15 protein-coding genes are annotated in these 15,415 nt (G+C 41.7%); 12 read left to right on the forward strand and 3 right to left on the reverse strand.

What is annotated here, in order from left to right; all coding sequences use genetic code 11:
• Window positions 1-176 precede the first annotated feature (176 nt).
• From HT717_RS07940 to folK, 6 genes are all read left to right on the forward strand, one after another.
• Window positions 177-1,595, forward strand: coding sequence for an NCS2 family permease (locus HT717_RS07940; protein WP_049541078.1), 1,419 nt, complete (start codon window positions 177-179; stop codon window positions 1,593-1,595).
• Window positions 1,596-1,647: 52 nt separating this feature from the next.
• A complete protein-coding gene (locus HT717_RS07945) occupies window positions 1,648-2,355 on the forward strand; it encodes a CPBP family intramembrane glutamic endopeptidase (RefSeq protein ID WP_049541076.1) in 708 nt (235 codons plus the stop codon).
• A gap of 95 nt (window positions 2,356-2,450) precedes the next feature.
• The gene (gene folP / locus HT717_RS07950; RefSeq protein WP_049541074.1) at window positions 2,451-3,425 is read left to right on the forward strand and encodes a dihydropteroate synthase; all 975 of its coding nucleotides are present in this window, start codon (window positions 2,451-2,453) and stop codon (window positions 3,423-3,425) included.
• Between the two features lies 1 nt (window position 3,426).
• Window positions 3,427-4,749: a folylpolyglutamate synthase/dihydrofolate synthase family protein gene (locus HT717_RS07955; RefSeq protein WP_049541072.1), complete on the forward strand. Its 1,323-nt coding sequence runs from the start codon at window positions 3,427-3,429 to the stop codon at window positions 4,747-4,749.
• The gene (gene folE, locus HT717_RS07960; protein ID WP_049541070.1) at window positions 4,730-5,284 is read left to right on the forward strand and encodes a GTP cyclohydrolase I FolE; all 555 of its coding nucleotides are present in this window, start codon (window positions 4,730-4,732) and stop codon (window positions 5,282-5,284) included. The genes HT717_RS07955 and folE overlap by 20 nt, the downstream gene beginning before the upstream one ends.
• 158 nt (window positions 5,285-5,442) lie before the next feature.
• Window positions 5,443-6,255: a 2-amino-4-hydroxy-6-hydroxymethyldihydropteridine diphosphokinase gene (gene folK / locus HT717_RS07965; RefSeq protein WP_049541069.1), complete on the forward strand. Its 813-nt coding sequence runs from the start codon at window positions 5,443-5,445 to the stop codon at window positions 6,253-6,255.
• Window positions 6,256-6,297: 42 nt separating this feature from the next.
• On the opposite strand, the gene HT717_RS07970 is transcribed toward folK, so the two are convergent.
• The gene (locus tag HT717_RS07970) at window positions 6,298-6,615 is read right to left on the reverse strand and encodes a DUF960 domain-containing protein (protein ID WP_000886037.1); all 318 of its coding nucleotides are present in this window, start codon (window positions 6,613-6,615) and stop codon (window positions 6,298-6,300) included.
• A 237-nt stretch (window positions 6,616-6,852) separates the two neighbouring features.
• Between HT717_RS07970 and ccpA the strand changes: the two genes are divergently transcribed.
• Window positions 6,853-7,863, forward strand: a complete 1,011-nt coding sequence (gene ccpA, locus HT717_RS07975) for a catabolite control protein A (RefSeq protein ID WP_020900851.1) — start codon at window positions 6,853-6,855, stop codon at window positions 7,861-7,863.
• Between the two features lie 52 nt (window positions 7,864-7,915).
• On the opposite strand, the gene HT717_RS07980 is transcribed toward ccpA, so the two are convergent.
• Complete coding sequence (locus HT717_RS07980; protein WP_049541067.1) at window positions 7,916-8,878, reverse strand: asparaginase; 963 nt, start codon at window positions 8,876-8,878, stop codon at window positions 7,916-7,918.
• 65 nt (window positions 8,879-8,943) lie between these two features.
• Between HT717_RS07980 and HT717_RS07985 the strand changes: the two genes are divergently transcribed.
• A complete protein-coding gene (locus HT717_RS07985) occupies window positions 8,944-10,335 on the forward strand; it encodes a Cof-type HAD-IIB family hydrolase (protein WP_049541065.1) in 1,392 nt (463 codons plus the stop codon).
• Between the two features lie 216 nt (window positions 10,336-10,551).
• Here HT717_RS07985 and HT717_RS07990 read toward each other — a convergent pair whose 3' ends face one another.
• Window positions 10,552-11,004 carry a universal stress protein gene (locus HT717_RS07990; protein WP_049541063.1) on the reverse strand — a complete coding sequence of 151 codons (453 nt, stop codon included), beginning with the start codon at window positions 11,002-11,004 and terminating at the stop codon, window positions 10,552-10,554.
• Window positions 11,005-11,165: 161 nt separating this feature from the next.
• Here HT717_RS07990 and HT717_RS07995 point away from each other — a divergent pair, with 161 nt between their 5' ends.
• The 4 genes from HT717_RS07995 (at window position 11,166) to HT717_RS08010 (ending at window position 15,230) form a co-directional block, all read left to right on the forward strand.
• Complete coding sequence (locus HT717_RS07995; protein ID WP_049541061.1) at window positions 11,166-11,468, forward strand: hypothetical protein; 303 nt, start codon at window positions 11,166-11,168, stop codon at window positions 11,466-11,468.
• Between the two features lie 155 nt (window positions 11,469-11,623).
• Entirely contained in the window at window positions 11,624-12,838 is a 1,215-nt protein-coding gene (locus HT717_RS08000) for a pyridoxal phosphate-dependent aminotransferase (RefSeq protein WP_020900846.1), read from the forward strand.
• 154 nt (window positions 12,839-12,992) lie between these two features.
• Window positions 12,993-13,127: a 50S ribosomal protein L34 gene (rpmH, locus tag HT717_RS08005; protein ID WP_000831905.1), complete on the forward strand. Its 135-nt coding sequence runs from the start codon at window positions 12,993-12,995 to the stop codon at window positions 13,125-13,127.
• 138 nt (window positions 13,128-13,265) lie between these two features.
• The gene (locus tag HT717_RS08010) at window positions 13,266-15,230 is read left to right on the forward strand and encodes a peptide ABC transporter substrate-binding protein (RefSeq protein ID WP_049541059.1); all 1,965 of its coding nucleotides are present in this window, start codon (window positions 13,266-13,268) and stop codon (window positions 15,228-15,230) included.
• The last annotated feature ends 185 nt before the right edge of the window (window positions 15,231-15,415 follow it).

Genomic DNA, 15,415 nt, shown 5'->3' on the forward strand with positions numbered 1-15,415 from the left:
GTGTCTTTTCAGATAAGATGTCTACTATTATAACAGAAAGCAGGCAGAAAAGCAGATTCGAAACAAAAAATGAAATTTCATCAAATTCTTAAATAAATCAAACAAAGATATTGAAAAAGTGAATGATAAATGATATAATTCTATTATTGTTCGTAAAAATTAAAAGGAGATTGATAATGGACAAATTATTTAAACTAAAAGAGAACGGTACAGACGTTCGTACAGAGGTTCTTGCTGGTTTAACAACTTTCTTTGCAATGAGCTATATTCTCTTTGTAAACCCACAAATTCTTTCGCAAACAGGAATGCCTGCTCAGGGTGTGTTCCTTGCAACGATTATTGGTGCAGTTGCTGGTACCTTGATGATGGCCTTCTATGCTAACCTGCCATACGCTCAAGCGCCAGGTATGGGACTCAATGCCTTCTTTACCTTTACAGTCGTATTTGGACTTGGTTATTCATGGCAAGAAGCCTTGGCTATGGTCTTCATTTGTGGGGTCATCTCATTGATTATTACCTTGACAAATGTTCGTAGAATGATCATTGAATCGATTCCAAATGCCCTTCGCTCAGCTATCTCAGCTGGTATCGGTGTCTTTCTTGCCTACGTGGGAATTAAGAATGCTGGACTTTTGAAATTCTCTATTGATCCAGGGAACTACACGGTTGCAGGAGAAGGGGCTGATAAAGCTCAAGCAGCGATTACAGCAAATGCTTCAGCAGTTCCAGGCTTGGTCAGCTTTAATAATCCAGCTGTTTTGGTGGCTCTTGCAGGACTTGCCATTACGATCTTCTTTGTCATCAAAGGGATTAAAGGGGGAATTATCCTCTCTATCTTGACAACAACTGTTCTTGCTATCGCAGTTGGTTTGGTAGATTTGTCTAGTATCGATTTTGCTAATAATCATGTTGGTGCAGCTTTTGAAGATTTGAAGACAGTATTTGGTGCAGCTCTTGGTTCAGAAGGTTTAGGAGCTTTGATTTCAGATACAGCTCGCTTGCCTGAAACTCTGATGGCCATTCTTGCCTTCTCATTGACAGATATTTTTGACACGATTGGTACCTTGATCGGTACAGGTGAAAAAGTTGGTATTGTAGCGACAAATGGTGAAAATCATCAATCAGCTAAGTTAGACAAGGCTCTTTACTCCGACTTGATTGGTACTTCAATTGGTGCCATCGCAGGTACTTCAAACGTAACGACTTATGTTGAGTCTGCTGCTGGTATCGGTGCAGGTGGACGTACTGGTTTGACAGCCTTGGTTGTGGCAATCTGTTTTGCAATTTCAAGCTTTTTTAGCCCACTTCTAGCGATTGTACCAACAGCCGCTACAGCTCCAATCTTGATTATCGTTGGGATTATGATGTTGGCTAGCTTGAAAAATATCCATTGGGATGATATGTCTGAAGCAGTTCCTGCCTTCTTCACATCTATCTTTATGGGCTTCAGCTACTCTATCACTCAAGGGATTGCAGTTGGTTTCTTGACTTACACTTTGACTAAGCTTGTCAAAGGTCAAGCTAAAGATGTTCATGTCATGATTTGGATTTTGGATGCCTTGTTTATCCTTAACTACATCAGCATGGCCCTATAATAGAATTACCCAGGGGGATTTTCCCCCTTTTTTAATACAAAGGAGATAGGTGATGAAAGGGAAAAGTATGTGGAAAGAATTGTTGAATCGTGCAGGTTGGCTTTTGGTCTTTTTGTTAGCGACAATTTTATATCAAATTCCTTTAGCAGTTACTGCAATTTTAGCTTTACATCAAGTACCACTGTTACAGTCAGGGCTGATAGTTGCTGGTATTTCAATTGTGGTTTTAGCGCTATTTATCATTGGAGCTCGTAAAACGCAGTTAGCAAGTTTTAATTTTTCTTTTTTTAGAGCTAAGGATTTGGCACGTTTGGGCTTGAGTTATTTAGTCATTATCGGTTCAAATATACTTGGTTCCATTTTATTGCAACTGTCAAATGAGACGACAACAAGTAATCAGTCTCAGATTAACGATATGGTTCAGCATAGTTCTCTGATTTCCAGTTTCTTCTTGCTAGCCTTGCTTGCTCCGATTTGTGAGGAAATCTTGTGCCGTGGGATTATTCCTAAAAAGATTTTCCGAGGCAAGGAGAACTTGGGATTTGTAGTTGGTACGATTGTGTTTGCTTTATTGCATCAACCAAGTAATTTACCTTCTTTATTGATTTATGGAGGTATGTCGATCGTTCTATCTTGGACGGCTTACAAGACCCAACGTTTGGAAATGTCTATCTTGCTTCACATGATTGTGAATGGGGTGGCTTTCTGTTTGTTGGCTCTTGTGGTGATTATGAGTCGGACATTAGGGATTTCTGTTTAGAAAGTTTTCATGTAGGAACCAATCTCTTTCTACTAGGGAAAGATGAATGCAATCGTGTCCATCTTTTTCTTTTTATGGTAAAATAGAGAAATAATATGGTGAAAAGCCTTGAGGGAGTGACCGATATGTCAAGTACAGCCAATCATGCAAAGACAGCTATTTGCGGAATTATTAATGTAACCCCAGACTCCTTTTCGGATGGTGGTCAATTTTTTGCTCTTGAGCAGGCACTCCAGCAGGCTCGTAAATTGATAGCAGAAGGGGCGAGCATGCTAGATATCGGTGGAGAATCGACTCGACCGGGCAGTAGCTATGTTGAGATAGAAGAGGAAATCCAGCGTGTTGTTCCAGTGATCAAAGCTATTCGCAAGGAAAGTGATGTCCTCATTTCTATCGATACATGGAAGAGTCAGGTGGCAGAGGCTGCTTTGGCTGCTGGTGCCAATCTGGTTAACGATATCACTGGTCTCATGGGTGATGAAAAAATGGCTCATGTGGTAGCTGAAGCGAGAGCGCAAGTGGTTATCATGTTTAATCCAGTTATGGCTCGACCTCAGCACCCTAGCTCGCTCATCTTTCCTCATTTTGGCTTTGGTCAAACCTTTACAGAGGAAGAGTTAGCTGACTTTGAAACATTGCCAATCGAAGACTTGATGGAGGCTTTCTTTGACAGAGCATTAGCGAGAGCGGACGAAGCTGGTATTGCTTCAGAAAATATCATGTTGGATCCGGGAATTGGTTTTGGTCTGACCAAGAAAGAAAATCTGCTTCTTTTACGGGACTTGGATAAACTCCATCAGAAAGGCTATCCAATCTTTCTTGGAGTTTCGCGTAAGCGGTTTGTTATCAATATCCTAGAAGAGAATGGTTTTGAAGTCAATCCTGAGATAGAACTTGGTTTCCGCAATCGGGACACGGCTTCGGCTCATGTAACCAGTATCGCTGCGAGACAAGGTGTGGAAGCGGTGCGCGTGCATGATGTAGCTAGTCACAAGATGGCAGTTGAAATTGCCTCCGCTATTCGTCTAGCTGATGATGCGGAAAATCTAGATTTAAAACAATACAAATAAGATGAAAGAAATTGAAAACAACCAGTGGATTGCCAACTACCGGACGGACCAACCACATTTTGGATTGGAACGCATGGTGGAACTGTTAGCTTTGCGTGGTAATCCCCATCTCAAACTCAAGGTCATCCATATCGGAGGGACCAATGGCAAGGGGTCTACCATTGCTTTTTTGAAAAATCTGCTAGAAAAGATAGGGCTGAGAGTTGGGGTGTTCAGCTCGCCCTATCTCATTCATTACACAGACCAGATTAGCATCAATGGGGAATCTATCCCAGAGGCTAGACTAGAAGCCCTTATGGCAGACTATCAGTCTTTGCTTGAAGGAGAAGTGGCTGCTAATTTACAGGGGACAACTGAGTTTGAGATTATCACAGCCATAGCCTATGACTACTTTGCCTCAGAGCAAGTAGATGTGGCCATCATGGAAGTTGGTATGGGGGGACTCTTGGATAGTACCAATATCTGCCAGCCCATTTTGACAGGAATTACAACCATTGGATTGGATCATGTGGCCCTACTTGGTGATACCTTGGAAGCTATAGCAGAGCAGAAAGCTGGTATTATCAAACAAGGAATTCCCTTGGTGTCAGGTCGTATCGCTCCAGAAGCTTTGGCTGTGATTGACCGCATTGCGGAAGGGAAAGATGCGCCGAGAATTAGATATGATAGAGATTATCAGGTTCGTCATCAAGAAAGTGTGGTGACAGGCGAGGTCTTTGACTATACAAGTGCTGTCAGACAAGGTCGCTTCCAGACTGGCCTGCTTGGTTTGCACCAGATAGAGAATGCTGGGATGGCTCTAGCTTTACTTGATACTTTTTGTCAAGAAGATGGTCGAGAGCTACCAGCTAATATCTTGATTGCTCAAACTCTGGAAGAAACAAGATGGTCGGGGCGTCTGGAGGTCGTGTCAAGGAACCCCTTGATGATCTTGGATGGGGCCCACAATCCCCATGCTATCAAGGCTTTATTAGCAACCTTGCAAGAACGCTTTGCGGATTATCATAAGGAAATCCTCTTTACCTGCATCAAAACCAAGGCCTTGGAAGATATGTTGGACTTGTTGGAGGAAATCTCAGATACCGAGCTTACCCTGACACATTTTGACGATAGTCGGGCGACTGATGAAAGCGTGCTGAAAGAGGCAGCTAAGTCTAGAAATCTCAGCTACCAAGGTTGGCAGGATTTTCTAGAGCAGAAATTTACAGATAAAAAAGAAGAGAAACAAACAGTTAGGATTGTCACAGGTTCCTTGTATTTCTTGAGCCAAGTGAGAGCCTATCTGATGGAGAGGAAGAACGAGAATGGATACACAAAAGATTGAAGCAGCTGTAAAAATGATTATTGAGGCTGTAGGAGAGGACGTTAATCGCGAGGGCTTGCAGGAAACACCTGCTCGTGTCGCTCGTATGTACCAAGAGATTTTTTCAGGTCTTGGTCAAACAGCGGAGGAACATTTGTCAAAATCCTTTGAGATTATCGACGATAATATGGTGGTAGAAAAGGATATCTTTTTCCACACCATGTGTGAACACCACTTTTTGCCATTTTATGGGAAAGCGCATATTGCCTACATTCCAGATGGTCGTGTGGCGGGCTTGTCTAAGCTAGCCCGTACGGTTGAAGTTTATTCTAAGAAACCACAAATTCAAGAACGTTTGAATATCGAAGTGGCCGATGCCTTGATGGAATATCTGGGTGCTAAGGGAGCCTTTGTTGTCATTGAGGCAGAACATATGTGTATGAGCATGCGTGGTGTCAGAAAACCAGGCACTGCAACCTTAACGACAGTAGCTCGTGGTCTATTTGAAACAGATAAGGACCTACGAGATCAGGCTTATCGTTTAATGGGACTATAATACTCTTCGAAAATCAAATTCAAACCACGTCAGCTTTCATCTGCAACCTCAAAACAGTGTTTTGAGCAGCCTGCGGCTAGCTTCCTAGTTTGCACTTTGATTTTCATTGAGTATAAAAAGAATCCGCTTGAAGCGGATTTTTCTAGAAAGGACTAGTTATGGATCAACTGCAGATTAAAGATTTGGAAATTTTTGCCTACCATGGTCTTTTCCCTAGTGAGAAAGAATTGGGGCAGAAGTTTGTCGTTTCAGCCATCCTATCCTATGATATGACCAAGGCAGCGACAGACTTGGATTTAACAGCCTCTGTCCATTACGGAGAACTGTGTCAGCAGTGGACGACTTGGTTTCAGGAAACAACTGAGGACTTGATTGAAACGGTAGCTTACAAATTGGTAGAACGTACTTTTGAGACCTATCCTCTGGTTCAAGAGATTGAACTTGAACTCAAAAAACCTTGGGCACCGGTTCATTTGCCACTAGATACTTGCTCAGTAACTATCCATCGCCGTAAGCAGCGAGCCTTTATCGCCTTAGGAAGTAACATGGGAGATAAGCCAGCCAATTTGGAGCAAGCCATTGACAAACTGCGAGCTCGTGGCATCCATATTCTCAAAGAGTCCAGTGTCTTAGCGACGGAGCCTTGGGGTGGAGTGGAGCAGGATAGCTTTGCAAATCAAGTGATTGAAGTAGAGACTTGGCTACCAGCACCAGTCTTATTAGAAACATTGTTGGCTATTGAGGCAGAGATGGGACGGGTGAGAGAAGTGCATTGGGGACCTCGTTTGATTGATTTGGACTTGCTCTTTGTGGAGGACCAGGTCATTTATACAGACGACCTCATCTTGCCCCATCCTTACATAGCAGAACGCCTTTTTGTTCTTGAGTCTCTACAAGAAATTGCGCCTCATTTTATCCATCCGACATTAAAGCAACCTATTCGCAACTTGTATGATGCTTTGAAAAAATAGAAAAACTCTAGTTTTCAGTCATGTAACTGAAGGCTAGAGTTTTTAAAATAGGTCATTTTCTTCTGGGAGAAGGATAGTTTCTCTACCATCCATGTCTAAAACCAGTACTCTTGGCGGATAAAGAGGGTCAAAGGGATGGTTGAAGTCAAAATCAATGGCTGTAGGGAGGTGTTGACTTGAGAAGTGGAAGGTAATTTTTCCTTGGTTATTGAGCAATTGAAACTCGAGTTCTTCTTCCAATTCAAAGACATTTTTTAAGAAATGGTCGATGATATACCAAAAAGAGTCAATGACATCATCAGGCAAGCTAGTAACAATGCCAAAACTAGCCGACCGCATCTGGGTATTGGTAAAAGCCATATCTCTGTCCCCTTTCTTTTCCCTTATCATACAGCAAATAGGATTAAAAATCAAGAAAAGGTGATTTTTTCTTTATAAACGTAGTTTTCTATGAAATTTTTTTCAAACAATCTTCAAAAAATGCTTGAAAGTGTTTACAAATAGTGATAAAATGGAATAAGTAGAATCATGAAAACGAAATTTTCATACCGTCTCTTTTTTGGAGTCTCGTGAGGTATGATATAGAAAGGAAATGGAATGAATACAGACGATACAGTAACGATTTATGATGTCGCCCGTGAAGCAGGGGTTTCAATGGCGACGGTTAGCCGTGTAGTCAATGGCAATAAGAATGTAAAAGAGAACACCCGTAAAAAAGTGCTTGAGGTGATTGATCGTTTGGATTACCGTCCAAATGCCGTGGCGCGTGGTCTTGCAAGCAAAAAGACAACCACTGTCGGTGTTGTGATCCCAAATATTACCAATGGCTACTTCTCAACGCTTGCTAAAGGGATTGATGATATCGCTGAAATGTACAAGTACAATATCGTCCTTGCTAATAGTGATGAGGATGATGATAAGGAAGTTTCAGTTGTCAATACACTGTTTTCTAAGCAAGTGGACGGTATTATCTTTATGGGTTACCACTTGACTGAAAAAATTCGTTCAGAGTTTTCTCGTTCTCGAACACCAGTTGTTCTTGCGGGAACAGTAGATGTAGAACACCAACTTCCAAGTGTTAATATTGACTATAAACAAGCTACGATTGACGCAGTGACCTACCTTGCTAAAGAAAATGAACGCATTGCTTTTGTTAGCGGTCCACTGGTGGATGATATCAATGGTAAGGTTCGTTTGGTTGGCTACAAGGAAGCCTTGAAAAAAGCAGGTATTTCTTATAGCGAAGGATTGGTATTTGAGTCTAAATACACTTATGAAGATGGCTATGCCTTGGCAGAGCGTTTAATTTCATCAAACGCAACTGCAGCAGTTGTAACAGGTGATGAATTGGCAGCAGGTGTCTTGAATGGTTTGGCTGACCACGGTGTATCAGTGCCAGAAGAGTTTGAAATCATTACTAGTGATGATTCACAAATCTCACGCTTTACCCGTCCAAACTTGACAACGATTGCTCAACCTCTTTATGACCTTGGTGCCATTAGTATGCGTATGTTGACTAAGATTATGCATAAGGAAGAGTTGGAAGAACGTGAAGTTCTCTTACCTCATGGATTGACAGAACGTCGTTCAACACGAAAACGTAAATAGAAAAAATCAGGGAATCGTAAAGATTTCCTGATTTTGCTTTCTAGAGAAGGAGTTAGCCTTCCATATAGTCTTTTAAGGCTTGTCCTTTTAATCCAGCATTGAGGGCGATGAGGAGTTTCAAACGGGCTTTTTGGGCGTTGAGTTCTTTAACAAAAAAGACACCAGATTTTTGCAACTGCACGCCCCCACCTTGGTAGGCATAAACAGGCTCAGCAATACCGTTAAAGCATCGTGATACTAGAGCGACTGGGATTCCTTTTTGTAGAAGGCTTTCTAGTTTTTGAGCCGTTTCTTTGGGAATATTACCAGCTCCGAAGGCTTGGATAATCAAACCGTCCAATTGTTCCAAATCCAGCATATCAATCAGCTCATCTGTCATACCGGCATAAGCGGAGATGATAGGGACTAAACCTTGTATGTGATCAAGGTCAAAGCGGACACGGGGCTCAGCTGTTTTAAAGTAAAGGATTTCGTGTTTCATAATCAGACCAAGTGGCCCGTGTGTTGGAGTCTGGAAGGTGCTGACATTGGTAGTATGTGTTTTGGTGACATACTTGGCAGCGTGGATTTCATCGTTCATAACGACCAAAACTCCTTTGTCAGCAGCCCTATCATCGCTAGCCACTCGTAAAGCACTTAGGTAATTATAGACACCGTCACTACCGAGTTCGTTGGAGCTACGCATGGCCCCTGTTAGAACGATAGGCATATGGGGAACTTCCATGGTATCAAGGAAATAGGCTGTTTCTTCTAAAGTGTCAGTCCCGTGTGTGATCACCACCCCATCGTAGTTATCTGCTTCCTCTTTGATTTTTTGGTAGAGGGCTAGCATATGCTTGGGTTTGATGTGGGGGCTTGGCAGGTTAAAAAAGTCTAGGGCGTGGACTTGGATTCCTTCAAGTGGGTTGGACACATGGTTCATAGGATTATCTGAACTAGTCACAACAGCGCCAGAAGCATCGGCCTGCATGGAAATAGTCCCACCAGTATGTAAAACAAGGATTTTCTTAGGCATGATTTACTCACTCTTTCTGAAATGTGGTATAATCATTGTATCACAAAAGGGGAGATTGGGACAGGATGGAAGTCAAAGCTGTTTTTTTTGATATCGATGGAACCTTGGTCAACGATCGCAAGAGTGTTTTGAAATCCACTAAGGACGCGATTAAGATTGTCAAAGAACAAGGGGTACTTGTTGGTGTAGCAACGGGGCGTGGACCTTTTTTTGTTAAGGAATTGATGGACGATTTGGATCTGGACTTTGCGGTAACCTACAATGGCCAGTATATCTTTACCAAAGACAGAGTCTTGTTCACGAGCCCAATTTCCAAGTTACATTTGCGCCAGTTAATTAGCTATGCTAAAAAAGAGGGCAAGGAGATTGCTCTAGGGACCAAGGATGCTATGCTAGGTTCTAAAATCATGTCTTTTGGTCTGGGTTCTTTTTCTCAACGAATTAGTCGCTTCGTTCCCTCAGTTTTAACTCGGACGGTGAGTCATTCCTTTAATCGTATGGTCAGCAAGGTTGTTCCCCAAAAGGAAGAAGACCTGCTTCATCTGATGAATCAGCCTATCTACCAAGTTTTGATGCTGATGACGCCAGAAGAATCTGAGAAGGCGGCAGCTGATTTTGAAGACTTGAAATTGACACGTAGTAATCCTTTTGCAGCGGATGTCATCAATCAAGGAAACTCTAAATTAGAAGGCATTAGACGAGTTGGGAAAGAATATGGTTTTGATCTCAACCAAGTCATGGCCTTTGGTGACTCAGATAACGACCTAGAAATGCTGGCGGGTGTCGGTATGTCGGTCGCTATGGGAAATGGTAGTAGCAGTGTCAAGGAAGTTGCTAAGCACATTACCACTAGCAATCAACAGGATGGAATTCACAAGGCTCTGGAACATTTTGGTGTTCTAGCTTCAGAAAAGGTCTTTGTCAGCCGTGACTATCATTTCAATAAGGTCAAGACCTTCCACCACATGATGGATGAACGAACTCAAGAAGAACCTCGAGCTTGGGATTTAAAAGGTGCAACCCACAGGGCTGGCTTTAAAATAGAAGAATTGGTGGAGTTTGTTCGAGCTGCTAGTCCTTCTGAAGAGGATTTTGGTCAAGCTCTATCACAACTTCATCAAGCTCTTGATAAGGCAGCAGATAAGGTAGCTAAGAAGACGCCTGCCCAGCAAGATTTGATAGGTCAGGTGGATGCCTTGATTGACACGCTTTACTTCACCTACGGTAGTTTTGTCTTGATGGGGGTTGACCCAGAACGTATTTTTGATATCGTCCATCAGGCCAATATGGGGAAAATTTTCCCAGATGGCAAGGCTCATTTTGATCCAGTGACCCATAAAATCTTAAAACCAGATGATTGGGAAGAAAAATATGCTCCAGAACCTGCTATTAAAAAGGAACTGCAGCGCCAACTCAAGGCTTACGAACGCCATAAAGAGAGAAATAATACTCAATGAAAATCAAATAGCAAACTAGGAAACTGCTCAAAGCACTGCTTTGAGGTTGTAGATAGAACTGACGAAGTCAGCTCAAAACACTGTTTTGAGGTTGCAGATGAAACTTACGAAGTCAGTAACATATATACGGCAAGGCGACGTTGACGTGGTTTGAAGAGATTTTCGAAGAGTATAAATAGTAAACAAAAAGGAGCGCTGAGCTCCTTTTCGTTGTAATTATAAGGTTTTTTCTTGTTCTCTCACAACCAGCAAATCGACCTTAGCATGGCGGAGGATGTATTCAGATGAAGAGCCGACCAAGAGGCGTTCAAAGGCGTTGAGACCAGTTGCGCCAACGAGGATGAGGTCCACTTCTTCAGCATCGGGAATAGTACGTGCCAGTAGGGTCTTTGGATTTCCCATTTCAATGACGATATGAATATCTGCCACACCAGCATCTTTAGCACGTTTTTCGTACTCTTTCATCAGACTTTCAGCGTCGACTTGGAGTTCTTCGTAAACTTCAGCATCAAAGGTGGATACGCTTTGGAGTGCGCGTGTGTCAATGACATGAGCGATGGTCAGTTTAGCGTCGTTTCGTAGAGCAGAATGAACTCCCTTGACAAAAGCCAAGTCCGCTTCTTTAGAACCATCGATTGCGACCATAATATTTTGGTAACGTTGTGCCATAATGAAACCTCCTGAAATTTTCTTACTATAATTGTAAACCTTTTCACTATAGAAGTAAAGCAAAAAAAGTATTTTTCAAAAGAATGTTAGCACTTAAAAACTATATAAATATATGATGAAATAAAAGAAAGGATAGTAGGAAAGAAGTGAGGGGAGGAAGAATGATGAAAAACTCTTTTCAAGAAACAAAAAAATCAAATTTCCTTTATTATGGAATCATCCTAGCTTCGGTCTTGATAGAAGTGATTATGATCTGGCAATTAGAGAAGCTAATTCCGCTTCTCTATCCAGGTTTTATTGGCTTTTTAGTCTTTCACCTACTCTACCATCTGATATTATTCCTAGTTGCAAAAAGAAGTGATCGCTGGGATTACTTGATGATATGGGGGCTTTTCCTCATGTTCAATCTTCTCTATGACTCTTTTCTAGGCCTGCTTTTTCTAGGTTTATCTTTTGGTATGTGATGTGTCTTCGGCAAAATACCCGCTATCACCATTGTCTCGACCTCGCTTTTAGTGAGGTTTTTTTCTATACGAATCTAGTAACACATTTCAGCAAACTTGTCGCATTCTCTTTCTAGTGGTATAATGTTACTATCCTGATGAATTGAGGAAACAAGATGAAAGAATATAACAAGTCTAGTAAGTTAGAGCATGTTGCTTATGATATCCGTGGCCCTGTTTTGGAAGAAGCCATGCGGATGCGAGCAAATGGAGAAAAGATTTTACGTCTAAATACAGGAAATCCAGCAGAATTTGGCTTTACAGCGCCAGACGAGGTCATTCATGACTTGATTATGAATGCGCGTGATAGTGAAGGATATTCTGATTCCAAGGGGATTTTCTCAGCCCGTAAGGCTATCATGCAGTATTGCCAATTGAAAAAATTTCCAAACGTAGATATTGATGATATCTACCTTGGAAATGGTGTCAGTGAGTTGATTGTCATGTCTATGCAGGGGCTTTTGGACAATGGGGATGAGGTCTTGGTGCCTATGCCAGACTATCCTCTCTGGACAGCAGCTGTCAGTCTAGCTGGCGGAAATGCCGTTCACTATATCTGTGATGAAGCTGCAGAATGGTATCCAGATATTGACGATATCAAGTCAAAAATCACTTCCAATACCAAGGCAATCGTTCTTATCAATCCAAACAACCCAACTGGGGCACTTTATCCTAAGGAACTCTTGCTGGAGATTATTGAGATTGCCCGTCAAAACGATTTGATTATCTTTGCGGATGAAATTTACGATCGTATGGTAATGGATGGACATGTGCATACGCCTGTGGCAAGCTTGGCACCAGATGTCTTCTGTGTCAGCATGAACGGTTTGTCAAAATCGCACCGTATCGCTGGTTTCCGTGTGGGTTGGATGGTCTTGTCTGGACCTAAGACTCATGTCAAGGGCTATATCGAAGGGCTCAATATGTTGTCCAATATGCGCCTTTGCTCTAACGTTTTGGCCCAACAAGTCGTACAAACTTCTTTGGGAGGCCACCAATCAGTCGATGAATTACTTCTTCCTGGTGGACGAATCTACGAGCAAAGAAATTTCATCTACAATGCTATTCAAGATATTCCAGGTTTGTCTGCCGTTAAACCCAAGGCTGGACTCTATATCTTCCCTAAAATCGACCGCGATATGTACCGCATTGATGATGATGAACAGTTTGTCCTTGATTTCTTGAAGCAGGAAAAGGTTCTCTTGGTTCATGGTCGTGGTTTTAACTGGAAGGAACCAGACCACTTCCGTATCGTTTACCTTCCTCGTGTTGATGAGCTGGCCCAAATCCAAGAAAAGATGACTCGTTTCTTGAAACAGTATCGTAGATAGGGCTTACATCAGAAAAAGCGTTAAAAAGCTGGAAACATTTGCCTAGAGCTATTGACAAAAGTGAAAGAATCAGATAGAATAGTAAAGTATGTTTAGTAACTGATCACTTTATAGCCGGCTAAACGAATACAAAATCTATGAGGAGGTATTCATCGTGAAACGTACTTATCAACCAAGTAAACTTCGTCGTGCGCGCAAACACGGATTCCGTAACCGTATGTCAACTAAAAACGGTCGTCGCGTATTGGCAGCTCGTCGTCGTAAAGGACGCAAAGTTTTGGCTGCATAATCCAAACGAACCATAACAAAAATCAGTAGGAACTCGAGTCTACTGATTTTTATTTTTGTAAAAAAAGCTCAAAATACTTTATATTTTTGCTCAAATGGTGTATAATATTTCACATACTGTAAAAAATGGAGAATAATCATGAAGAAATCAAAAGTTATGCTTTTTGGAGCTATGGCTTTGACAGCAGGTCTAGCTCTAGCGGCATGTGGGTCTTCCCAATCAAGTAATACAGACAAGACTTACTCTTATATCTTTGTTAATAACCCAGATACCTTGGATTATATTACCTCTACACGAGATTCTACATCTAGTATCACAACCAACTTGATTGATGGTTTGTTGGAAAATGACCAGTACGGCAATCTCATCCCGTCTATGGCTGAGTCATGGACTGTATCAAAAGATGGTTTGACCTACACTTATAAGATCCGTCAGGGGGCCAAATGGTACACTTCTGAAGGAGAAGAGTATGCGGATGTAACAGCTCATGATTTTGTGACTGGTCTTAAGTATGCGGCGGATAAAAAGGCTGAAAACTTGTACTTGGTACAAGACTCTATTAAAGGGTTAGCAGACTATGTTGAAGGGCAATCATCTGATTTTGGAACTGTTGGTGTTAAGGCGGTGGATGATTACACGCTACAATACACTCTCAACCAGCCTGAGACTTATTGGAACTCTAAAACAACAGCAAGTATTCTTAGTCCGGTAAACGAAGCTTTCTTGAAGTCTAAGGGAGATGACTTTGGAAGTGTGACACCATCAAGTATCTTGTCAAATGGTCCTTACTTATTTAAATCATTCACATCAAAATCTTTGATTGAACTTGATAAAAACCCTAATTACTGGGATAAGGACAATGTTAAAATCGAGAAAGTGAAACTTTCTTTCTTTGACGGTTCTGACCAAGACAGCATTGCAAGAGGTTTCTTGGATGGTAACTATACTGATGGCCGTATCTTCCCAACAAGTTCAGTCTTTTCTGAGCTTAAGAAGGGAAATGAGGACAAGATTACCTATACACCGCAAAATTCAGTTACTTTCTATTATCTTTTCAATGTGAATCGTCAAAGCTACAAGCAGACTATGAAACAGTCTGATAAGGAAAAGACAGATTCACGCGCAGCTATGCAAAATAAGGATTTCCGTCAGGCTATCAACTTTGCCTTTGACCGTCATGCTTATGCAGCACAGACAAATGGTGAAGATGGAGCAGACCGTATCTTACGTAACACGATTACACCAAGTAACTTTGTCCAAGTTGGCGATAAGAACTTCGGTGATATTGTCAATGAAAAAATTGTCAACTACGGTAAAGATTGGGCAAATATCAACCTAAACGATGGTAAGCAAGCCTTCTTGAACCCTGACAAGGCCAAAGAGAAATTTGCCAAGGCCAAAGAAAGTCTGCAAGCTCAAGGAGTAACCTTCCCAATTCATTTGGATATGCCAGTTGACCAGACTGCTAAGTTAGATGTGCAACAGGCTGGTTCTTTCAAACAAACAGTAGAAGCCACTCTTGGTAAGGAGAATGTTGTTATCGATGTTATCCAACTATCTCCGGATGAAAAAGACCAGGCAACCTACTTTGCAGATACAGCAGAACAAAAAGACTATGATATCGATATTTCAGGATGGGGTGGAGACTACTCAGATCCGAAGACTTACCTAGCTATCCTTGATCCAGAGACAGGTTCTCAGTTGAAAAATATGGGCTTGACTGAAGGAAAAGACAAGGAAATTAAGGACAAGATTGGTCTTTCTGACTACAAGAAACTCTTGGATCAGGCTGACGCTGAAATCACAGATACTCAAGCTCGTTATGAAAAATACGCTGAAGCCCAAGCTTGGTTGACAGATAGCGCCTTGTTCCTACCAGTTCAAAGTGGTGGAGCCAACCCAATCTTCCGTAAGACTGTACCGTTTACAGGCCCATTCTCATTTGTTGGTCATAAGGGAAATGCGGACAACTACAAATATGTTGAATTGCAAAAAGAGCCAGTAACTGCTAAACAGTACCAAGAACTCTATGAAAAATGGTTAAAAGAAAAAGCTGAGTCAAATAAAAAAGCTCAAGAAGATTTAGCTAACCACATTCAATGATATTCCTAGTCACGATTTTCAGTTAATACTCTTCGAAAATCTCTTCAAACCACGTCAGCGTTGCCTTACCGTATATATGTTACTGACTTCGTCAGTTTCATCTGCAACCTCAAAACAGTGTTTTGAGCTGACTTCGTCAGTTTCATCTACAACCTCAAAGCAGTGCTTTGAGCAGCCTGCGGCTA

Origin of the sequence: Streptococcus sp. 959, assembly GCF_013277075.1 — a bacterium.
GTDB lineage: Bacteria > Bacillota > Bacilli > Lactobacillales > Streptococcaceae > Streptococcus > Streptococcus pseudopneumoniae_C.